Source organism: Staphylococcus sp. TCBT05, from assembly GCF_055179755.1.
Map to the genome: position 1 here is coordinate 1,354,822 of NZ_JBUQDQ010000038.1, position 20,067 is coordinate 1,374,888.

The 20,067-nt window shown below is 35.2% G+C and carries 20 protein-coding genes; 2 read left to right on the top strand and 18 right to left on the bottom strand.

Annotated features, from left to right (window positions below; all coding sequences use genetic code 11):
• Positions 1-69: 69 nt before the first annotated feature.
• From nusG to ACY191_RS13645, 16 genes are all read right to left on the bottom strand, one after another.
• On the bottom strand, positions 70-618 hold the full coding sequence (gene nusG / locus ACY191_RS13570) for a transcription termination/antitermination protein NusG (RefSeq protein ID WP_042737959.1): 549 nt from the start codon (positions 616-618) through the stop codon (positions 70-72).
• Positions 619-632: 14 nt separating this feature from the next.
• Positions 633-812 carry a preprotein translocase subunit SecE gene (gene secE / locus ACY191_RS13575; RefSeq protein WP_042737958.1) on the bottom strand — a complete coding sequence of 60 codons (180 nt, stop codon included), beginning with the start codon at positions 810-812 and terminating at the stop codon, positions 633-635.
• A 128-nt stretch (positions 813-940) separates the two neighbouring features.
• The gene (gene rpmG / locus ACY191_RS13580; RefSeq protein ID WP_082039164.1) at positions 941-1,084 is read right to left on the bottom strand and encodes a 50S ribosomal protein L33; all 144 of its coding nucleotides are present in this window, start codon (positions 1,082-1,084) and stop codon (positions 941-943) included.
• A gap of 134 nt (positions 1,085-1,218) precedes the next feature.
• The gene (locus ACY191_RS13585; RefSeq protein ID WP_229366924.1) at positions 1,219-1,707 is read right to left on the bottom strand and encodes a sigma-70 family RNA polymerase sigma factor; all 489 of its coding nucleotides are present in this window, start codon (positions 1,705-1,707) and stop codon (positions 1,219-1,221) included.
• Positions 1,708-1,859: 152 nt separating this feature from the next.
• A complete protein-coding gene (locus ACY191_RS13590; protein WP_107526762.1) occupies positions 1,860-2,387 on the bottom strand; it encodes an NYN domain-containing protein in 528 nt (175 codons plus the stop codon).
• On the bottom strand, positions 2,384-3,133 hold the full coding sequence (gene rlmB / locus ACY191_RS13595; RefSeq protein ID WP_042737956.1) for a 23S rRNA (guanosine(2251)-2'-O)-methyltransferase RlmB: 750 nt from the start codon (positions 3,131-3,133) through the stop codon (positions 2,384-2,386). Before rlmB ends, ACY191_RS13590 begins: the two co-directional genes overlap by 4 nt.
• A gap of 4 nt (positions 3,134-3,137) precedes the next feature.
• Complete coding sequence (locus ACY191_RS13600; RefSeq protein WP_042737955.1) at positions 3,138-3,527, bottom strand: Mini-ribonuclease 3; 390 nt, start codon at positions 3,525-3,527, stop codon at positions 3,138-3,140.
• 1 nt (position 3,528) lies between these two features.
• Positions 3,529-4,929, bottom strand: a complete 1,401-nt coding sequence (gene cysS, locus ACY191_RS13605; RefSeq protein ID WP_229366923.1) for a cysteine--tRNA ligase — start codon at positions 4,927-4,929, stop codon at positions 3,529-3,531.
• A complete protein-coding gene (gene cysE, locus ACY191_RS13610) occupies positions 4,913-5,554 on the bottom strand; it encodes a serine O-acetyltransferase (protein WP_042738251.1) in 642 nt (213 codons plus the stop codon). The genes cysS and cysE overlap by 17 nt, the downstream gene beginning before the upstream one ends.
• Before the next feature lie 349 nt (positions 5,555-5,903).
• A complete protein-coding gene (gltX, locus tag ACY191_RS13615; RefSeq protein ID WP_042737953.1) occupies positions 5,904-7,358 on the bottom strand; it encodes a glutamate--tRNA ligase in 1,455 nt (484 codons plus the stop codon).
• A gap of 425 nt (positions 7,359-7,783) precedes the next feature.
• Positions 7,784-8,842 (bottom strand): PIN/TRAM domain-containing protein, encoded by a 1,059-nt coding sequence (locus tag ACY191_RS13620; protein ID WP_042737952.1) that lies wholly within the window; start codon positions 8,840-8,842, stop codon positions 7,784-7,786.
• A gap of 67 nt (positions 8,843-8,909) precedes the next feature.
• On the bottom strand, positions 8,910-10,280 hold the full coding sequence (gene radA / locus ACY191_RS13625) for a DNA repair protein RadA (RefSeq protein ID WP_042737951.1): 1,371 nt from the start codon (positions 10,278-10,280) through the stop codon (positions 8,910-8,912).
• A gap of 446 nt (positions 10,281-10,726) precedes the next feature.
• Entirely contained in the window at positions 10,727-13,189 is a 2,463-nt protein-coding gene (locus ACY191_RS13630; protein ID WP_042737950.1) for an ATP-dependent Clp protease ATP-binding subunit, read from the bottom strand.
• A gap of 13 nt (positions 13,190-13,202) precedes the next feature.
• On the bottom strand, positions 13,203-14,213 hold the full coding sequence (locus tag ACY191_RS13635) for a protein arginine kinase (RefSeq protein WP_042737949.1): 1,011 nt from the start codon (positions 14,211-14,213) through the stop codon (positions 13,203-13,205).
• Entirely contained in the window at positions 14,206-14,757 is a 552-nt protein-coding gene (locus ACY191_RS13640) for a UvrB/UvrC motif-containing protein (protein WP_042737948.1), read from the bottom strand. Before ACY191_RS13640 ends, ACY191_RS13635 begins: the two co-directional genes overlap by 8 nt.
• 21 nt (positions 14,758-14,778) lie before the next feature.
• Positions 14,779-15,240, bottom strand: coding sequence for a CtsR family transcriptional regulator (locus tag ACY191_RS13645; RefSeq protein WP_042737947.1), 462 nt, complete (start codon positions 15,238-15,240; stop codon positions 14,779-14,781).
• Between the two features lie 157 nt (positions 15,241-15,397).
• Between ACY191_RS13645 and ACY191_RS13650 the strand changes: the two genes are divergently transcribed.
• The gene (locus ACY191_RS13650) at positions 15,398-16,612 is read left to right on the top strand and encodes a NupC/NupG family nucleoside CNT transporter (RefSeq protein WP_042737946.1); all 1,215 of its coding nucleotides are present in this window, start codon (positions 15,398-15,400) and stop codon (positions 16,610-16,612) included.
• Between the two features lie 48 nt (positions 16,613-16,660).
• Here ACY191_RS13650 and pdxT read toward each other — a convergent pair whose 3' ends face one another.
• Positions 16,661-17,236: a pyridoxal 5'-phosphate synthase glutaminase subunit PdxT gene (pdxT, locus tag ACY191_RS13655; RefSeq protein ID WP_042737945.1), complete on the bottom strand. Its 576-nt coding sequence runs from the start codon at positions 17,234-17,236 to the stop codon at positions 16,661-16,663.
• A gap of 1 nt (position 17,237) precedes the next feature.
• Positions 17,238-18,125: a pyridoxal 5'-phosphate synthase lyase subunit PdxS gene (gene pdxS, locus ACY191_RS13660; RefSeq protein ID WP_042737944.1), complete on the bottom strand. Its 888-nt coding sequence runs from the start codon at positions 18,123-18,125 to the stop codon at positions 17,238-17,240.
• Positions 18,126-18,224: 99 nt separating this feature from the next.
• On the opposite strand from pdxS, the gene pdxR reads away from it, so the two are divergent.
• Entirely contained in the window at positions 18,225-19,622 is a 1,398-nt protein-coding gene (gene pdxR / locus ACY191_RS13665) for a MocR-like pyridoxine biosynthesis transcription factor PdxR (protein ID WP_107641623.1), read from the top strand.
• Positions 19,623-20,067 lie beyond the last annotated feature (445 nt).

Sequence of the window (20,067 nt, forward strand, 5' to 3'; positions counted from 1 at the left end):
GACATTTTATGGCTTAGGTGTTCTTATGCATGAGCTTGCTCTTGTATTCCTTTTTCTACCTTAACTATTTTATAGCTTTTCTATTTGATCAAATTCAACTTCTACTGGTGTTTCTCTACCGAACATGTCTACAAGTACTGTTAATTTATACTTTTCAACTTCAATTTCTTGAACTTCACCGACTTGGTTCGCAAATGGTCCTGATTTAATTCTCACTTGTTCACCTAAATCAATTTGTACATCAACAGTTTTTTCTTTCATGCCCATTTGTTTTAAGATGAAACGCGCTTCCTCTGGTAACAGTGGGTTTGGCTTAGAACCAGCACCTGCCGAACCGACAAAGCCAGTAACACCTGGCGTATTTCTAACGATATACCATGATTCATCAGTCATAACAAGTTCGACTAATACATAACCAGGGAATGTTTTTTTAGTAAGTGTTTTTGCTTTACCTTCTTTTACTTGTGTTTCTTCTTCTTCCGGTATCACAACTCTGAATATTTGCTCTGTCATATTCATAGATTCAACACGTTTTTCTAAATTTTGCTTAACTTTATTTTCATACCCAGAATAAGTATGCACAGCATACCAACGCTTTGCGCCAACTTCTTCAGACATGTCGTCACTCCTATCTATTTGATTAACTCTATAATTTTACCAATTCCTAAGTCTAAGGCATAGAAGAACACTAAGAAAAATACTACTGTAGCTACAACAATGACTGTGTACTTAAACAATTCTTCTTTGGTTGGCCAACTTGTCTTTTCCATTTCTGACTTAACGCCTTGGAAGAAATTTTCTTTTTTAGCCATTTATAAGACCTCCGTGTGATTTCTTTATTCCTTATTTGCTTATTTCCTTACTACAAAACCAAGCAAACATAACACCTTATCTTAGTCGGTATTTATTCACTCGATTAACTTTCATCACATTGCTAACTTTACTTTGATTCCTTATGCAAGGTATGTGCATTACACCTTGGACAATACTTTTTCAATTCCAATCTAGATGTAAGATTACTCTGCTTTGGAACATTATAATTTCTGTTTCCACAAACTTCACAACTTAGTGGTACTTTTTTCATTTTACTCACCCAACTCATTATAATACCAATCTACTATACATAACATACAAGTCAATTGTCAATTGTCATCACAATAGGTCAAGCACATACTCATTGCCTATTTTCACCTTTAAAATAGATACATATTTGCAAATTCAAACTTGTAAATATGGCTTGAGTTTCATTTTACAACGTTGAATTGCATTGTAAACTACTTTAACTTCAATATTTAAAATGTGAGCAATTTCTTTAGGCTTATGGTCTCGAAATGCAAGTTGCATAATTTTTCGTTCTAGCGTTGTACAATCAGCTAAACGTTTGTGTAGCATGCATATACTATCTTTAGTTATTAAATCCAACTCTAGTTTAGAACTTGCTATGGGCGTACCATACTTCACGATGTGTTCTCGAACAAGAGATTCTTGTCGTTTCAATCGTTTCACTTTGTCTCGGATATAGTCACATTTAGCATGCTTTATTATACGATTAATATAGTGCTCTAGTGGTATATTACGTTCAAAATCAAAGCAATTCAGGGCAAGGAATACTTTCAAAAGTATTTCCTGGCATATATCTTCACGATCGTTTGGATGAATAGAAAAATGATTTACTCTTTGAATAATATGCGTTCTCGTTTGTTCCAAAATACAATTCACCGAATGGATAGTTAAATTAACATTTTCGTATTGTACATACTTATTAACATTGGTGTTCTCTTGCATTCATGTATCCTTTCTTAACTTAAATGATTAAGCATAGGATACAGCGGACAAATAATAAAAAGCAACTTGCCATATTATTCTTTATTATTATTGCCTCGTCTTAGTTTTTCAAATTCTTCTAATATTTCATTTGAAAGTTCAATTCGAGTTCGTGGCTTTTGCTCATTGAACCCTTCAAGTTCCTTCGAGACAGTGATTTCGTTTTCCTTTAAATCTCGCCACATTTCTCTTGAAGAAATTCGGTATGCACCAGTACCAAATATAGCGTGTTGTTCGCTCATATCACTGGTTACAACAGTGATATGACGTGTGTGTTTATCATATAAATCATACACATATCGCTCAATATAACTATCTGCGGTTTCCTTTTCCTTCGTAAAAATCACTTTAACCCCATGATACATATATTCAGAATGTGCACCTGCTTGTTCATAAGCATCAAAGACACATACTACTTCGTCAGCAATCACCGCATTATAATTAGCAATTGCAGTTAACAACTGTTCTCGCGCTTCTTCTAAATTTTCTTTCGATAATCGGCTAAGTTCTTGAGACTGCCCAATCATATTGTAACCATCGACAATCAAGTAGCGATCCTTCATGTCTGATCTCCAATCTGATTTCGCTTACGATATACCTCATACATCATTAAGCTAGCGGCTACTGAGGCATTCAAACTATTGACGTGACCTACCATTGGAATTTTAATATAAAAATCGCATTTATCTTTTACAAGTCGACTCATTCCTTGTCCTTCACTACCAATCACAATAGCTAAAGGCATTGCCGCATCCATCTCTCTATAATCTGTAGCATTCTCCGCTTCTGTACCAACGACCCAATAACCATTTTCCTTCAATGTTTCAATCGTCTGCGCTAAATTTGTCACCCTCATGACCGGGACATGTTGAATGGCACCTGTTGACGCCTTTGCTACCGTTTGAGTTAACGCTACCGAACGCCTTTTAGGTATAATCACACCGTCGACACCTGAGGCATCAGCCGTTCTTAAAATAGACCCTAAGTTGTGCGGATCTTCTAAACCATCCAATATTAATACTGTAGATAATGTTTCTTTGTTCTTTTGTTCTGATAAAAATGCATCAAAATCAGCATACTCGTATGGTGCAATATAAGCTGCTACACCTTGGTGAGGTGCATCAGATAAGTTGTCAATTTTAGACTTCGGTACACTTTGGACAATAATTTTCTTATTATTCGCTTGTTTTAAAATCTCATTTATTTGTCCTTTTTTAATCGTATCTTGTATTAATATTTTATTAATTGTATGACCAGATACGATTGCTTCCTTTACCGCATGGCGTCCTACTATTACGATATCTTCCACAGTATCACTTCCTTTCATCTACACATTGAACAATATATTGCAACAATGCTTGTAATCTATCGTGTTCCTTTTCCAAATACAAATAACCAATGACCGCTTCTAGACCTGAACTTTTTCTATATGTTTGAATATCTGTATTTTTAGCCTTGGTATAACTTTTAGCATTTCTACCTCTGCGCACAACATCAAGCTCTACGTCAGTAAACCAGTCAGCTTCAGTCAGTTGTTCTAATGTTTGCGCCTGACTTTTAGCAGAAACATAACGTTTTGCTTCTTGGTGTAAACGATTGGGTTTAGCTTTAAGTTTCAATACAATATACTCTCTTACATGCTGATCTAACACTGCGTCACCCATATATGCTAATGTAAGTGGATTTAATAATTTATTATCCATGTTAGCCTCGCTTAAATCTCACACCTTGTGCAGTATCTTCTAAAATGATATTTTGCGCTTTTAATTCATCACGAATTTCATCTGCACGTGCAAAGTCTTTATTTTTTCTCGCAGTATTACGCTCTTCAATCAATGCTTCTATGTCAGCATCTAATAATACATCTGATTCTTTTCCTTTAAGTGGTACACCTAATACATCACTAAATATTTGGTATACTTCTTTAAAACGATTTAATACAGTGGTAGAAGTAGTGTTTTCTAATACATATTTGTTTGCTAATTTTGCTAAATCATACCATGCTGTGATTGCATTAGCCGTATTGAAATCATCATTCATAACTGTTTCAAATTGTTCAAGCACTTTATCGATTGCTTCGCTATATTCTGATTGCTCGATAACATCTGTTGCAATTGCTTCTCTTTCCACTATAGCTTCATAGCTATTTCTGATACGTTCCAAACCACTTTTCGCTGCTTCTACAAGTTCCATATTATAATTAATTGGACTTCTGTAATGGACACTAATCATAAAGAAACGTAGCACATCAGGATCAATTTGTTTGATGATGTCATGTACTAACACGAAATTACCTAATGATTTACTCATTTTCTCATTATCAATATTTATAAAGCCATTATGCATCCAATATGTTGCAAATGGGGCATGGTTGTGTGCTTCTGATTGTGCTATTTCATTCTCATGGTGTGGGAATTGTAAATCACTACCGCCAGCATGAATATCAATAGTAGCACCTAATTCGTGATAAGCCATAACTGAACATTCAATATGCCATCCTGGTCTTCCTTCACCAAACGGACTATCCCAACTGATTTCACCTGGCTTCGCTTTCTTCCATAACGTAAAGTCTAAGGCATCCTCTTTCTGTTCACCTTGTTCAATACGAGCGCCAACTTTCAGATCATTTAATGACTGATGACTTAATTTACCATAACCTTCAAACTTTCTTGTTCTAAAGTAAACGTCTCCTCCACTTTCATATGCATAACCTTCATCAACTAACTCTTTAATAAATTGAATAATATCGTCCATGTGATTCATTACACGTGGATTAGAAGTGGCTTGTTTAACATTTAATGCCCCTACATCTTCATGGAATGCTTTGATATAACGGTCAGCAATATCTGGTACTGGTTCGTTTAATTCTTGCGAACGTTTGATTAACTTATCATCAACATCAGTGAAGTTTGAGACATATATCACTTCATACCCTTGATATTCAAAGTATCTTCTTACTACATCATAATTGATAGCTGGTCTTGCATTCCCAATGTGAATATAGTTATAGACAGTAGGTCCACAAACATACATTTTAACCTTACCTGGTTCAATAGGCTTAAACGTCTCTTTTTGACGTGTGAGCGTATTATATAATGTAATCATCTTGTATCTCTCCATTTCTCGTTTTCTCAAGTTGTTTCTCTAATTCTTTTAATTGCTCGTAAATTGGATCTGGTAAATTTCTATGGTCAAATGTTTTACCAATACGTTTACCATCTTGCTTTACAATATGTCCTGGTATACCAACTACAGTAGAATAGCTTGGTACAGATTCTAACACAACTGAATTGGCACCAATATTTACGTCAGATTCAATCTTGATATTACCTAACACTTTAGCACCAGCTGCAATTAATACATTATCTCCAATGTCTGGATGACGCTTACCTTTTTCTTTACCCGTACCACCTAATGTCACACCTTGATATATAGTAACATTATCTCCAATACGACAAGTCTCTCCAATGACTACCCCCATACCGTGGTCGATAAATAATCGTTTACCTATTTGTGCGCCTGGGTGAATTTCTATCCCTGTAAAAAATCGTGCTACTTGTGAAATCAATCTCGCTGTAACAAATTTTTTCCTTTTATATAATTCATGTGCGATTAAATGACTCCAAACTGCATGTATGCCCGCATAAGAAGTAACAACTTCTAATGTACTACGTGCTGCTGGATCTTGTTCAAACACCATATTTATATCATCTTTTATCCGTTTCAAAATCTTAAACAAGATTGCTACCTCCCTATCAAAAAAGCACCTCTAACACATTTGTTAGAGGCGCTTTTGCACGGTTCCACTCTCATTTTCTATAAGCTAACGCCTTATATTGTGTAAATACTACAATAATTATAGACTACTTATATTCTCGTCAATGCTAATTCAATTCTAAACACAAAGGTGCATTCAATAATTACAATGATGTGCTCACAGCAACCGCACACTCTCTGTACATTGATGGTTATCTACTAATCCTTCGCTAATTCAATTCTAATCATATGCCGTTTAGTGTTATTTTTCAAGTGAAATTTTACTACTATACGATGTTTACACAGCTAAAAAATGCTTTGACTTAAACGTATTTCTTTAATCGTGATAACACTTTGTCTTTACCTAGCACTTCAATCGTGTTTGGTAATTCAGGTCCATGCATTTGTCCAGTAACAGCAACACGGATTGGCATAAATAATTGCTTACCTTTAATACCTGTTTCCTTTTGAACAGCTTTGATTGTTTGTTTAATTTCTGCTGCTTCAAATGGCTCAAGCGCCTCAAGTTTACTGTATAAGTGCGACATTAATTCAGGAACTTGTTCACCATCGATAACTTCTTGCTCATCTGCACCTAATACTTGTTCATCACGGAAGAACAGTTCAGATAATGGTACAATTTCACCTGCGTAGCTCATTTCTTTTTGATAAAGTGCAACTAATTTACGTCCCCAAGCTAATTCTGACTCACTTGGATTTTCAGGAAGTAATTCTGCTTTAATCAAATGAGGTAGAGCAAGTTCGAATACTGTATTAGTATCCTTTTGTTTCATATATTGATTGTTAACCCATGCTAATTTCTGTTTGTCGAAAAATGCTGGAGATTTTGATAAACGCTTTTCATCAAATATCTTAATAAACTCTTCTGGTGAATAAATTTCATCTTCACCTTCTGGAGACCAACCTAATAATGTAATAAAGTTGAATAACGCTTCTGGTAAATATCCAAGATCACGATACTGCTCAATAAATTGTAAGATTTGACCGTCTCTCTTACTTAATTTTTTGCGCTCTTCATTTACAATTAATGACATATGTGCAAAACGTGGTGCTTCCCAACCGAATGTTTCATAAATCATCAATTGCTTTGGTGTATTTGAAATGTGGTCATCCCCACGAATCACGTCAGAGATTTCCATATAGTGGTCGTCTACTGCAACTGCAAAGTTATATGTTGGCACGCCATCTTTTTTGACGATAACCCAATCTCCAATATTATTTGAATCAAATGAAATTTCACCTTTAACCATGTCATCAAATGAGAAAGTTGTGTCCTTTGGTACACGGAAACGAATTGATGGCTTACGACCTTCTGCTTCAAATTGTTGGCGCTCTTCTTCAGTTAAGTGGGCATGTTTACCACCGTAACGAGGCATTTCACCACGTTCAATTTGTTGTTGACGCTCTTCTTCTAACTCTTCTTCCGTCATGTAACATTTATACGCCTTATCTTCATCTAACAGTTGTTGAATAAGTGGATTGTAAATTTCAGCACGCTCAGATTGGCGATATGGCCCATATCCTTTGTCTTTATCTATAGACTCATCCCATTCAATACCTAACCATTTTAAATTTTCAAATTGAGATGATTCACCATCAGTAAGGTTACGCTTACTATCTGTATCTTCAATTCGAATCACAAAATCTCCATCATAATGTTTAGCAAATAGATAGTTAAATAATGCAGTTCTTGCATTACCAATATGCAAATAACCTGTCGGACTTGGTGCATATCTGACTCTTACACGATCACTCATTATGTTCACTCCTGTTTAATAATTTAGTATTTGTTAATACTCACTTGTATTCTAAAATTTATTCTGAACACACATTAAAAATAGTTAAACGCAACAGAAGACTAGTAACATTTACTTCTACAACACGTTCAACCATTATCAATTTGTTTATTCATTCGCTTAATTATCATAGCATGATGAATTTCAAAGTGCCACTATACACTTAATACTAAGTTCTAATTTAGAAACACAACGCTACTACGATACATAACAATACAATTTCGCTATCTATTGTAGCACTTTCAAGGTTATTATGGTATCACTCTGCTTAAATTCCCTTGTAATTCCTCTTACAAGTAGCAATAATAGGACACAATAACAATAAAAGGTTTGATGTGAAATTGTAACAACCTATGCTACACTTTCACATCAAACCTTCAAGAAAATTAAGCCAGTTTTTTTGCAAAGATAATTCTTCCAGAAGAAGTTTGCAATAAACTAATGACTTCTATATTTATATGTTCACCAACATGTTTTTTAGCATTATCAACAACAACCATCGTACCATCATCTAAATAACCTACAGCTTGTCCAGCTTCTTTTCCCATCTTGGTTAACAACAAACTGAATTGATCTCCCTGATGTACAGAAGGTTTTATCGCTTCTGATAAGTCATTGACATTTAATGCTTGAATCCCATGGACATGACATACTTTATTTAAATTGAAATCTGTCGTAATAATATGCGCTCTATAATGTTGTGCTAACTTTATCAACATAGCATCGATATCACTGTGAGATTTAGTTGGGTGAATGATTCGAGTCGGATATTTAGTATCATACAAACTATTTAAAATATCTAAACCACGTTGTCCTTTTTCCCTTTTCACACTATCGTTTGCGTCTGCAATTACTTGCAACTCATTAATCACACCTTGAGGAATTAAGATTTCCCCATCAATAAAACCACATTCAATAATATCTAGTATTCTACCATCGATGATTGCACTTGTATCAATCACTTTAGGTACAGCATTGCGTGCATTGATTGACATTGAACGCGCCATATTTTCCGGTAAAAACAATAGCATTTCATCACGCTTTCTAAGTCCAAACTGAAATCCTAAATAACCCAGAATAATTGTCACAATGACAGGCACAAAATGATTTAATACTGTATTTCCAATAATTTGGAAAATAAATGAAATCATTACTGAAATTAATAAACCGATAATTAATCCGATTGTTGCAAATAGAATTTCAATGGCACTTCTACGCATAATAGCCTGTTCAAGCTCTTTCATAGCTAGTGTTGCTTTACCAATAAACCATCCAAATATTAAAAAGAATATAACTATCCCTAACAAACCATTAAAATAGTTGTTAGTGAGTAGTGTGAATTTACTCAAACCTGCATCAACAATGATTTCTGGTATGAGATACACACCTAAACTTGCACCGAGTATAACGTAGCACAAGATAATAATGAGTCTTAACACGTTCAAGTTTAACTCTCCTCTCTCAAGAAAATCATACAGATTCCAATAATGGTTATCTGTATGTTTTAGAAATTTACTGTTTGTTAATAGCATACTTCAATGCTTCATGTACACTTTTAACACCTATTACCTTTATGCCTTCTGGGAATTGCCAACCGCCAATATTCGTTTCCGGAATAATAACTCTTTTAAATCCGAGTTTAGCCGCTTCTTGAACACGCTGTTCTATACGCGATACTCTTCTCACTTCGCCAGTCAAACCTACTTCACCTATAAAGCAATCTAAACCATCAACAGCCAAATCTTTAAAGCTCGACGCTGTTGCAACGATTATCCCTAAATCGACGGCAGGTTCAGTCAATCGAACACCGCCTGCAACTTTAATATATGCATCTTGTTGCTGTAAAAGATAATTCTCCTTTTTTTCTAGCACTGCCATAAGGAGGCTAAGTCTATTATGGTCTATCCCTGTTGCCATTCTTCTAGGGTTATTAAATGTTGTAGGCGTCACTAACGCCTGCACTTCAATTAATAATGGTCTAGTGCCTTCCATTGTAGAAACTATGGTCGAACCTGGAACATTGGTAGAACGTTCCTCTAAAAACATTTCTGAAGGATTCTTAACACCTTTCAACCCACTTTGCTTCATTTCAAAAATACCCATCTCATTTGTCGAACCGAATCTATTTTTCACAGCTCGCAATATGCGGTACGCGTGATGTTCATCACCTTCGAAATAAAGCACCGTATCCACCATATGCTCTAGCAAACGAGGTCCAGCAATTTGCCCTTCCTTCGTCACATGTCCAACGATAAAAGTCGCGATATTCATCTGCTTTGCGATATTCATCAAACTTTGTGTACTTTCTCTGACTTGGGATACCGAACCTGGTGCCGAATTAATTTCAGGATGGAATATTGTTTGAATTGAATCCACAACGAGCAAATCCGGTTTCAATTGTTTAACAGTTTCGTGAATGACTTCTAAATCTGTTTCAGCAAATACATTGAGCTGGCTTGAATCTTCATCTAATCTTTCAGCTCTTAATTTAGTTTGGTTGAGTGATTCCTCACCTGTTATATAGAGTACATTATAGGATTGCGATAAAGCCGCACATACTTGTAGTAACAATGTTGACTTCCCAATACCTGGATCCCCACCGATGAGCACTAAAGAACCATTAACGATTCCACCACCAAGCACTCTGTTAAATTCAGCTGATTTGCTGATAATTCTAGGTGTATTCTCGTGTTGAATATCATTTAATTTTTGTACCTTTGCAACATTATCACGGCTACGCACGCCATGTTTAGGACTCGCTGCCTTTTGTTCAACGATTTCCTCCATCTGATTCCAGCCACCACAATTCGGACATTTCCCCATCCATTTAGGCGACTGATACCCACATGCCATACATTCAAAAATCACTTTCTTTTTGGCCAAATTCGCACCTCCAACTTTCTATGAACAAATCTATTTTAAACCTCTACTTGCTTAATGACAAACTTTATTCTCATTCCATTTATTTTTTGAACAATTACTATATTATTTATAGTATTTCTATTTATGATATTCATTTTCGCAGAAAGTTATTTTAATAAGTTACCACGTTATCGCGTGTTGTGCCAACTATATATAAGTTCTTTGCATTAATTAATTTCACTCATGTTGATAATAAGTCTATATTAATTGCCTAGTTTCATGTCAAGGCAACATCGACAAAGCTTCATCGATGACTTAAATCTTTCACCATTTTGTGCATTTTAAATTTTAAAAAAAGAAAAGTGACTAACCAATTTCATAATCACAGGAAATTAGCTAGTCACTTCTTTAGTATATCGTACAGCTAAATTATAGTCATTCACTATAATTGTACTGCACATTAAGCTTTACGATTCAGTTGTTTCTTTATCTTGTTCTGTTGGAACTCTATCAGTTATATCATACTTATATTCTTTTCCATCGTAATCAATATTTACGTTTTTACCTTCAATTTGATTACCGTCTAAGATTAATTCACTCAAATTATCTTCAACTGTTTTTTGAATTGCACGAATTAGAGGTCTTGCACCATATTCTGGATCATAACCTTCTTCAGCAATTTTTTCTTTCGCAGCTTCAGTTACGTGAATATTGATATCTTGTTCAGACAAACGATTTGTCAATTTATTCACCATCATTGTAACGATTTCTTTTAATTCGTCTTTAGATAGTTTATGGAATACGATAATATCATCAACACGGTTTAAGAATTCTGGACGGAAAGCATTTTTTAATTCTTTCATCATCGTCTTGCGAATTGTTTCATAGTCTTCACCTTCTGATGCGCCACCAAAACCAGCAAAGCGTTGATCTTGTAATTCTTGTGCACCGACGTTTGAAGTCATAATGATTACCGTATTTCGGAAGTCAACACGACGACCTTTAGTATCTGTTAAATGTCCATCATCTAATACTTGTAATAAGATATTGAAGACATCAGGATGTGCTTTTTCAATTTCATCGAATAAGATAACTGAATAAGGTTTACGTCTTACTTTTTCTGTTAATTGACCACCATCATCATGACCTACATAGCCTGGAGGTGCTCCGACTAAACGACTCACAGCATGTTTCTCCATGAACTCACTCATATCAACACGAATCATCGCGTCATCTTCACCAAACATTGACTCAGCCAATGCTCGAGCAAGTTCTGTCTTACCTACACCCGTTGGTCCTAAGAAGATAAAGCTACCAATTGGACGTTTAGGATCTTTCAATCCTGCACGAGCACGTCTCACAGCTTTACTAATAGAATTAACAGCGTCTTTTTGACCGATAACTCTTTCATGAAGCGTACCTTCTAAGTTTAATAGGCGATCAGATTCAGTTTCGTTAATTTTTGTTAATGGAATACCAGTCCAACCAGCGATAACTTCACCGATATCATCTTCTGAAAGTGAAGTATTTTCACCGTTTTGTGTGTTTTTCCATTTATTCTTAGCATCTTCATATTGTTTTTCTAATTTAGTTTGTTTATCGCGAAGATTAGCTGCATTTTCAAATTCTTGAGCATGAACAGCTGCATCTTTTTCATTTTTCACTTGTTCAATTTCTTGCTCGATTTCTTTTAAGTTAGGTGGTGTTGTATGACTTTTAAGTCTAACTTTTGAACTTGCTTCATCAATTAAGTCAATTGCTTTATCTGGTAAGAAACGATCAGATACATAACGGTCACTTAATTTAGCAGCTGATACAAGTGCTTGATCTGAAATCGTAATGCGGTGATGCGCTTCATAGCGATCACGTAAACCTTTTAAGATTTCAATTGTATCTTCTACTGTTGGCTCATCAACTTGCACAGGTTGGAAACGACGTTCTAGCGCAGCATCCTTTTCAATGTTCTTACGATATTCGTCTAATGTTGTCGCACCGATACATTGTAGTTCTCCACGTGCAAGTGCTGGTTTTAAGATGTTTGATGCATCAATTGCACCTTCTGCACCACCTGCACCTACTAGTGTATGCAACTCATCGATGAATAAGATAACATTACCAGCTTGATGAATTTCTTCCATAACTTTTTTCAAGCGCTCTTCAAATTCACCACGGTATTTTGTTCCGGCAACAACTGTACCCATATCTAGTGACATGACACGTTTGCCTTTCAATGTTTCAGGTACTTCATTGTTAACGATTGCTTGAGCTAAACCTTCTGCAATTGCAGTTTTACCTACACCTGGTTCCCCGATTAATACTGGGTTATTCTTTGTACGACGACTTAATACTTCAATAACTCTAGTGATTTCTTTATCTCTACCAATAACAGGATCTAATGTACCATCCTTTGCAATTACTGTTAAGTCACGTGCAAGTCCATCGAGTGTTGGTGTGTTATTTGATTTATTTGCTTGTGCATTTTTATTACTCATTTCTGGACTACCTAAAGCTTTCACAACTTGCGCGCGTGCTTTTGTAATATTTAAATCTAAGTTTGCAAATACGCGAGCAGCGACACCTTCATTTTCACGAATTAAACCAAGTAAAATATGTTCAGTGCCAACAAAGTTATGATGTAACTTTCTAGCTTCATCCATTGATAATTCAATTACTTTCTTTGCTCTTGGTGTGTAATGTAACGCACCCATTTGCTCTTGTCCTTGACCTATAAGCTTTTCAACTTCTTCTACTACCTTTTCTTCAGTAATATCAAAGGATTCTAAAACTTTAGCAGCAATACCTTCTGGTTCTTTCATTAAACCTAAAAGTAAGTGCTCTGTTCCAATATTTGAATGATTTAATCGAATTGCTTCCTCTTGGGCGTGTGCTAATACGCGTTGCGCACGCTCTGTCAATCTACCAAATAGCATATAACATGACCTCCTAAACGATATGTTCTCTCAATATATCCGCTCTTTTTTCATTCACGGTTCTCTCGTCTTCTTCATCTAATAAGAATGGTGATTGTATCGCAATCATCAACTCATTAAATTTGAAGTCTTTCAATTCAATATAGCCTAAATCAATGCCAAGTTTCACTTCACTTAATCTTAACGAAGCTTCCTCCATTGATATGAGTCTACTATATTTCAAAATTCCTAACGATCGATAAACTCTATCTAACGTTTCCGTATGATTATGTTCATTTAATCGTTCACGAATCTGTAATTCTTCATTTATAATTTGTTGAACCACTTCAGTTAAACTCTCAATTATTGCTTCTTCATTTTTACCTAATGTCAATTGATTCGAAATTTGGTATATATGACCATAAACTTGAGAGCCTTCCCCATATATACCCCTAATCGTAAAACCAAATCTATTAATCGTTTGAGCAATACGATTCATTCGTTTCATTATCGATAATCCTGGTAAATGCAACATCACACTTGCTCTCATACCCGTTCCGATATTTGTAGGACAAGTTGTGAGATAACCTAGGTGTTCATCAAAGCTAATATCAACTGCCTTATCAAGTTCGTCATCTAGATGAGATGCTTTCTCGAAAAGTGATTTCAATGATAAATCATTACCCATTGCTTGTATACGAATATGATCTTCTTCGTTTACCATTACACTAAGTGACTCATCATCATTGAGTAATACCGCTGAAGCTGGCTGTCTTATTAACTCTGGACTTATAAGATGTTTCGCAACAAGTTTATACTTGCTCTGTTGATCCATCGTATCCAAACGTTGAATCGACAAATCTGGAAGCGCATCTTGTACTTCATTTATCACTCTAAATCCATCTTGTTCTGATGGAAACATAAGTGGGTGCACATGATTCTCTAAATTTCTTGCCAAACGAATCCTCGATGACATGACAACTGGACTTTCCTCTTTATCACGCATCCATTCACTCATATAAGGACTAATATAATCTTTACTCATCGCGGCTCACCTCACTGTCCGCTTTTAGTGCCTTGATCTCATCTCGAACAACAGCTGCTTCTTCAAAGTTTTGCTCTTCGATTAACTTATTGAGGTGTTCTGACTTTTCCTCAATTTGTTTCTTTAATGCTAACTTTCTATATGATGAACGAGGTGTTTTCCCAGTGTGTTCAAATTGGCCACCTTGTACTCGTCGCACTATATCAACAATGTCATCTTTGAAAGTTGCATAGCAGTCTGCACAACCAAATTTACCGACATGTGCGATATCTTTAAGTGTCATGCGACAAGTTGGACATCGTTTTGCTTCTTTAAAAGCTACTTCATCAAATTCAATTCCGTGTTTAGCTGCTAAATGCTGTAAAATTTGTTTAACAACAAATGCACCTTCAATATCATCTTGAGACTGAAGTTGTTGATTCTGCGTCCATGGATTTCCTCCCTGAGCACAAGTTGAACAAACCCATTTCTCATTCACGCCATCTTGTCCTTTAACTGCTAACTTAACTTCCGCTTCATTTAAATGACAATTCTCACATAGCACGACCAAACACCTCACTTTACTTTAATAATAATTAATCACAGGTAATAAACGTTTAAGAATATTTGCTCTGATAATATCTCTAGCAATTACATCCATCTTCAACGTTTCCCTATCAATAACTGCTTGAATCATTTTTGCTTCTCTCTCGTTGATATAAGATTTGTCTAACAAACCATCTATAATATAATACGCTTGTTGTTGTGAAATTGAAGGTCCAATTAATTGAAGTAGATGGTTAATATACCCAGTTTCATCTTTGTTTTCAATTTTAGTGATTCGGATATAACCACCGCCACCTCGTTTACTTTCAATTTCATAACCATGTTCATTAGTAAAACGTGTTTTGATTACATAATTTAATTGCGAAGGCACACAGTCGAAACGTTGTGCAATATTTGCACGTTGGATTTCCACCACGTCTTCATTGGCGTCTTCAAATAATTTTTTAATGTACTGTTCTATGATGTCGGACATGTTGTGCATGATTATCACCTCTTTTGACCTTCTTTGACTATATTATATGACCAACTTTGACCTTTTTCAACCAATATGTTTGAAAAATTTTTGATTAATGATGTTCAGAGACTGATATTTTATTGTATTATAGGTATTAAGAAAAAATAAAAGGGATGAAAAAATTATGCACATTATCATTGGATTAATTGGAATTGCTGTATTTTTAGGACTAGCTTTCCTTTTTAGTTCTGACAAAAAGAAAGTACGTTGGCAATACGTTGGTCTGTTACTTGTTATTCAACTTGTATTTGCGTTTATTTTACTTAAAACTAAATTCGGTATTACAGTTATCGGCGCTATATCTGATGGATTCAATTATCTATTAGCTAAAGCTGCAGAAGGGGTTAATTTCGTTTTTGGCGGATTTGAATTCGTAGATCCTAAAAACCCACCTTTCTTCTTTAACGTGTTATTACCAATTGTATTTATTTCGGCACTAATCGGTATCTTACAATATACGAGAATCTTACCTTGGATTATTAATGTTTTAGGCTTAGCTATTTCTAAGATTAATGGAATGGGACGCTTAGAATCTTATAATGCAGTAGCTGCAGCAATCCTTGGGCAATCAGAAGTGTTTATTTCACTGAAAAAGGAACTGGCACACATTCCAAGTCAACGTTTATATACATTGACTGCTTCAGCAATGTCGACAGTTTCTGCTTCAATCATCGGCGCATATTTCACATTAATTGAACCACGCTATGTCGTTACTGCTGTTGTATTAAACTTATTTGGTGGTTTCATTATCGCTTCAATCATCAATCCTTACAAAGTTGATGCAAAGGAAGATAAATTAATCGTAGAAGAAAGTGAAGCTGGGAAACAATCTTTCTTCGAGATGCTAGGTGAATATATCCTTGATGGATTTAAAGTCGCAATTATCGTAGGTGCAATGTTAATTGGGTACATTGCTATCATTGCATTATTAAATGGCGTTGTTAGTGCTATCTTCACTGCAGTTAGCGGTGGTAGTATCACATGGGATTTCCAAACATTAATTGGGTTTGTTTTTGCACCATTTGCATTCTTAATTGGCGTACCTTGGCACGATGCTGTACAAGCTGGTTCAATTATGGCAACTAAATTATTATCAAATGAATTCGTTGCAATGCAAAGCTTAAGTAAGACAAAGGAAATTAGTGATCACGCTAAAGGTGTAATCTCTGTATTCGTTGTTTCTTTTGCTAACTTCAGTTCAATTGGAATTATTTCTGGAGCTATAAAATCACTTAACAGTGAAAAAGGTGACGTAGTTGCACGTTTTGGCTTAAAATTACTTTTCGGTGCAACATTAGTATCATTTATTTCTGCAGCAATTGCAGGATTCTTCATTTAATAAACAACAAAAAAGCAGTTTGGTTATTTAACCAAACTGCTTTTTTTATTATACTTTTTCAACAGTAGTAGGTGCTACGATGTGATCAATAAAATATTGCGTGACTCTATAATCATCAGTTAATTCTGGATGGAATGAAACACCCAAATAACGTCCCTCTTGAACTGCCACAATCTTCTCACCCACAACACTTAACACTTTCGTTTCACCGTGAGCTTCTACAATATGAGGCGCTCTTATAAATACACCTTCAATATCTTTCGCAATCCCAGCTACATCTAACTCACTTTCAAAGCTATCTACTTGTCTGCCAAATGAATTACGTTCAACTGTGATATCTAATTTATTTAGGTAACCTTCCTCGCCTACAATATCTTGTGCTAACACAATTAAACCTGCACATGTGCCAAACATAGGTAAAGTAGATTGTTGTAACGCTTCTTTAAAACCGTATAAGTTCATCAATCGACGCAATGTAGTAGATTCGCCACCTGGTAAAATCAATCCGTCAATTTCTGCTAATTGCTCTACACGCTTTACAGCTACACCTTCATGTCCACTGAGTTCAATATGTCTGATATGCTCTCGCACAGCACCTTGCAATGCTAGTACACCAATTTTCATATTACCATCCACGCTCTTGCATACGTTCTTCTAATGATAATTCATTGATGTCTAAACCTTTCATTGCTGTGCCTAATTCTTTAGCTAGACGACCAATTAATTCATAATCTTGATAATGCGTTGTAGCTTGAACAATTGCTTTTGCAAATTTTTCAGGATCTTCTGATTTGAAAATACCAGAACCAACGAACACGCCATCCGCACCTAATTCCATCATTAATGCAGCATCTTGAGGAGTTGCTACACCACCTGCAGCAAAGTTAACTACTGGTAAACGACCATTGTCTTTAATTGCTTTTAAAACATCATATGGTGCTCCAATGTTTTTAGCCTCAGTCATAATTTCATCATCGTTCATTACAGTTAAACGACTAACTTCCGCATTTACTTGACGCATGTGTCTCACTGCTTCAACGATATTTCCTGTACCTGGCTCACCTTTAGTACGTAACATCGCAGAACCTTCACCAATTCTTCTAGCAGCTTCTCCTAAATTACGGCAACCACATACAAATGGTACAGTGAAAGCATCTTTACGTAAATGATACTCTTCGTCAGCTGGCGTTAAAACTTCAGATTCGTCGATATAGTCAACACCCATAGATTCTAATACACGTGCTTCAGTAATATGACCGATACGTGCTTTTGCCATAACAGGAATTGAAACAGCATTCATAACTTCCTCTACAATTTTAGGATTAGCCATACGTGCTACACCACCTGCAGCTCTTATATCAGAAGGTACACGTTCTAATGCCATTACCGCAACGGCACCTGCTTCTTCTGCAATTTTAGCTTGTTCTGCATTAACAACGTCCATAATAACGCCGCCTTTTTGCATTTCAGCCATTCCTCTTTTTACTCTTTCTGATCCAGTAACTTTAGACATGAATAAATTACCCCTTTACTTAGTTGATTAAATTCATTTTAAAAGATAAACTGGTATTTAAAAAGGTACAATTTTAAAATATTTCAAGGGGTCAGTTAAATGCCTAATAAACATCTTTATCTCAATTTATATGAAAATTTAAAACAGCAAATCATCGAAGGCCAATACCAATCTGATGATAAATTTCCATCTAAGAGAGCTTTGAGCCAGCATCTATCAATCAGTCATACAACAATAGAACATGCATATCAACTACTTTTAGATGAAGGCTATATTTATTCCAAGCCACGATCAGGATACTTCGTGTCCGACATTGAAACCTTACCTATTGTTAATCGCAATGCTACACATTTAAATGAATCACCAAATCAAACTATCGCATATAGCTCTAATGAAGTTAGTAATAATGAAAATAACAATGAAACTTTGGCGTTTAACTTATCAGAAATAGATGCAGAATATTTTCCAATGAAACAATTTAGAAAATATGCTAGAGACGCCTTCGAAGATGATCAACTATCACTATTACAACGTACAAACCCAAAAGGAGAATGGCAATTGAGACAAGAAATTGCACATTACCTTTTTAATAGTCGTGGGGTAACGTGTCATCCAGAACAAATAATAATTGGTTCTTCAACTGAACAACTGATTAATTTAGTGACAGACATTCTAAATAAACCACAATTTTATATTGAAAATCCGAGTTATCCTCCAATTAAAAAAATACTAGATAAAAAACAAATCAAGTATAAACAAATTACAGTAGAAAAAACTGGTATTGCTTTAGAGGCATTTAAGAAATTCAATCACAATGTTGCATATGTCACTCCATCACATCAATTCCCTACTGGGTATGTAATGAATTTAAAAAAGCGTACCCAACTCATTCAATGGGCACAACAAAGTGAACAGCGTTATATAATTGAAGATGATTATGACTCGGAATTTCGTTACTTCGGCAAACCCATCCCTGCATTACAAAGTTTAGATACTAAAGACAAAGTGATATATATCAGTACCTTTTCAAAATCTCTTTATCCAAGTTGTCGAATGGCTTATTTAGTACTCCCCAAAAATCTTTGTTCAAGATACGATACACTTTCCAATAAAGAAAGTAATACCGTCCCAACTCATTTGCAAAAAATGGTAGCCAGCTTTATGGAATCAGGTAGTTTTGAACGCCATTTAAATAAAATGAGGAAAGTATATAAGGCTAAATTGAAATTCATAATTGATGCACTCACACCTTACCAAGAACAATTAGAAGTCAACGGTGCATTTGCTGGCATGCATTTCACCTTAACAGTAAGAAATGGTCTTACATTAGAAGAGTGCTTAAAGAGAGCAAAACAAAATAACCTAAAAATCATACCATTTAATGAATATGATCAAAACTTACAAGATGTAAAATTTATATTAGGATTCGGTGGAATTCCATTTTCAAAACTTGAAATTCATACACAAGCTTTAATTAAGACTTTAATTAAGAAATGATTAAAATAATAAAATAAATTGAGGTTAGTAATACTTAAGTTAAGCGCTTAGGATATAAAAAAAGAGACATGACGGTCTCTACTTGCCTGTAAAGTACCACTTATTACAGCCTTTTTATTACATCATGTCTATTAGTCTATGTACTAAGATTTCTATTTTCTATCTTTTTAGTTTAGTGGTACTTATATAAGCGCTTTAGCTCTTATATTCCACTTATCCTACTCTTGCGGAACGTAAGTCTGCTACCATCGGCGCTAAGAAGCTTTTCTGACATGTAGTCAAGCGCTCGCATCTTTCCTCATTTTCTCTTTCTCCTCTTTCACTTACCACGTATAAGTTCAAGTCGTCGTTCGCTCAATTCGTCAGCTTCAAACGCTTTCTACTTGTCAGTGTGATTCAGAAGTTAAGCTCCTTGGATATAAAAAAAAGAGACCTTACGGTCTCT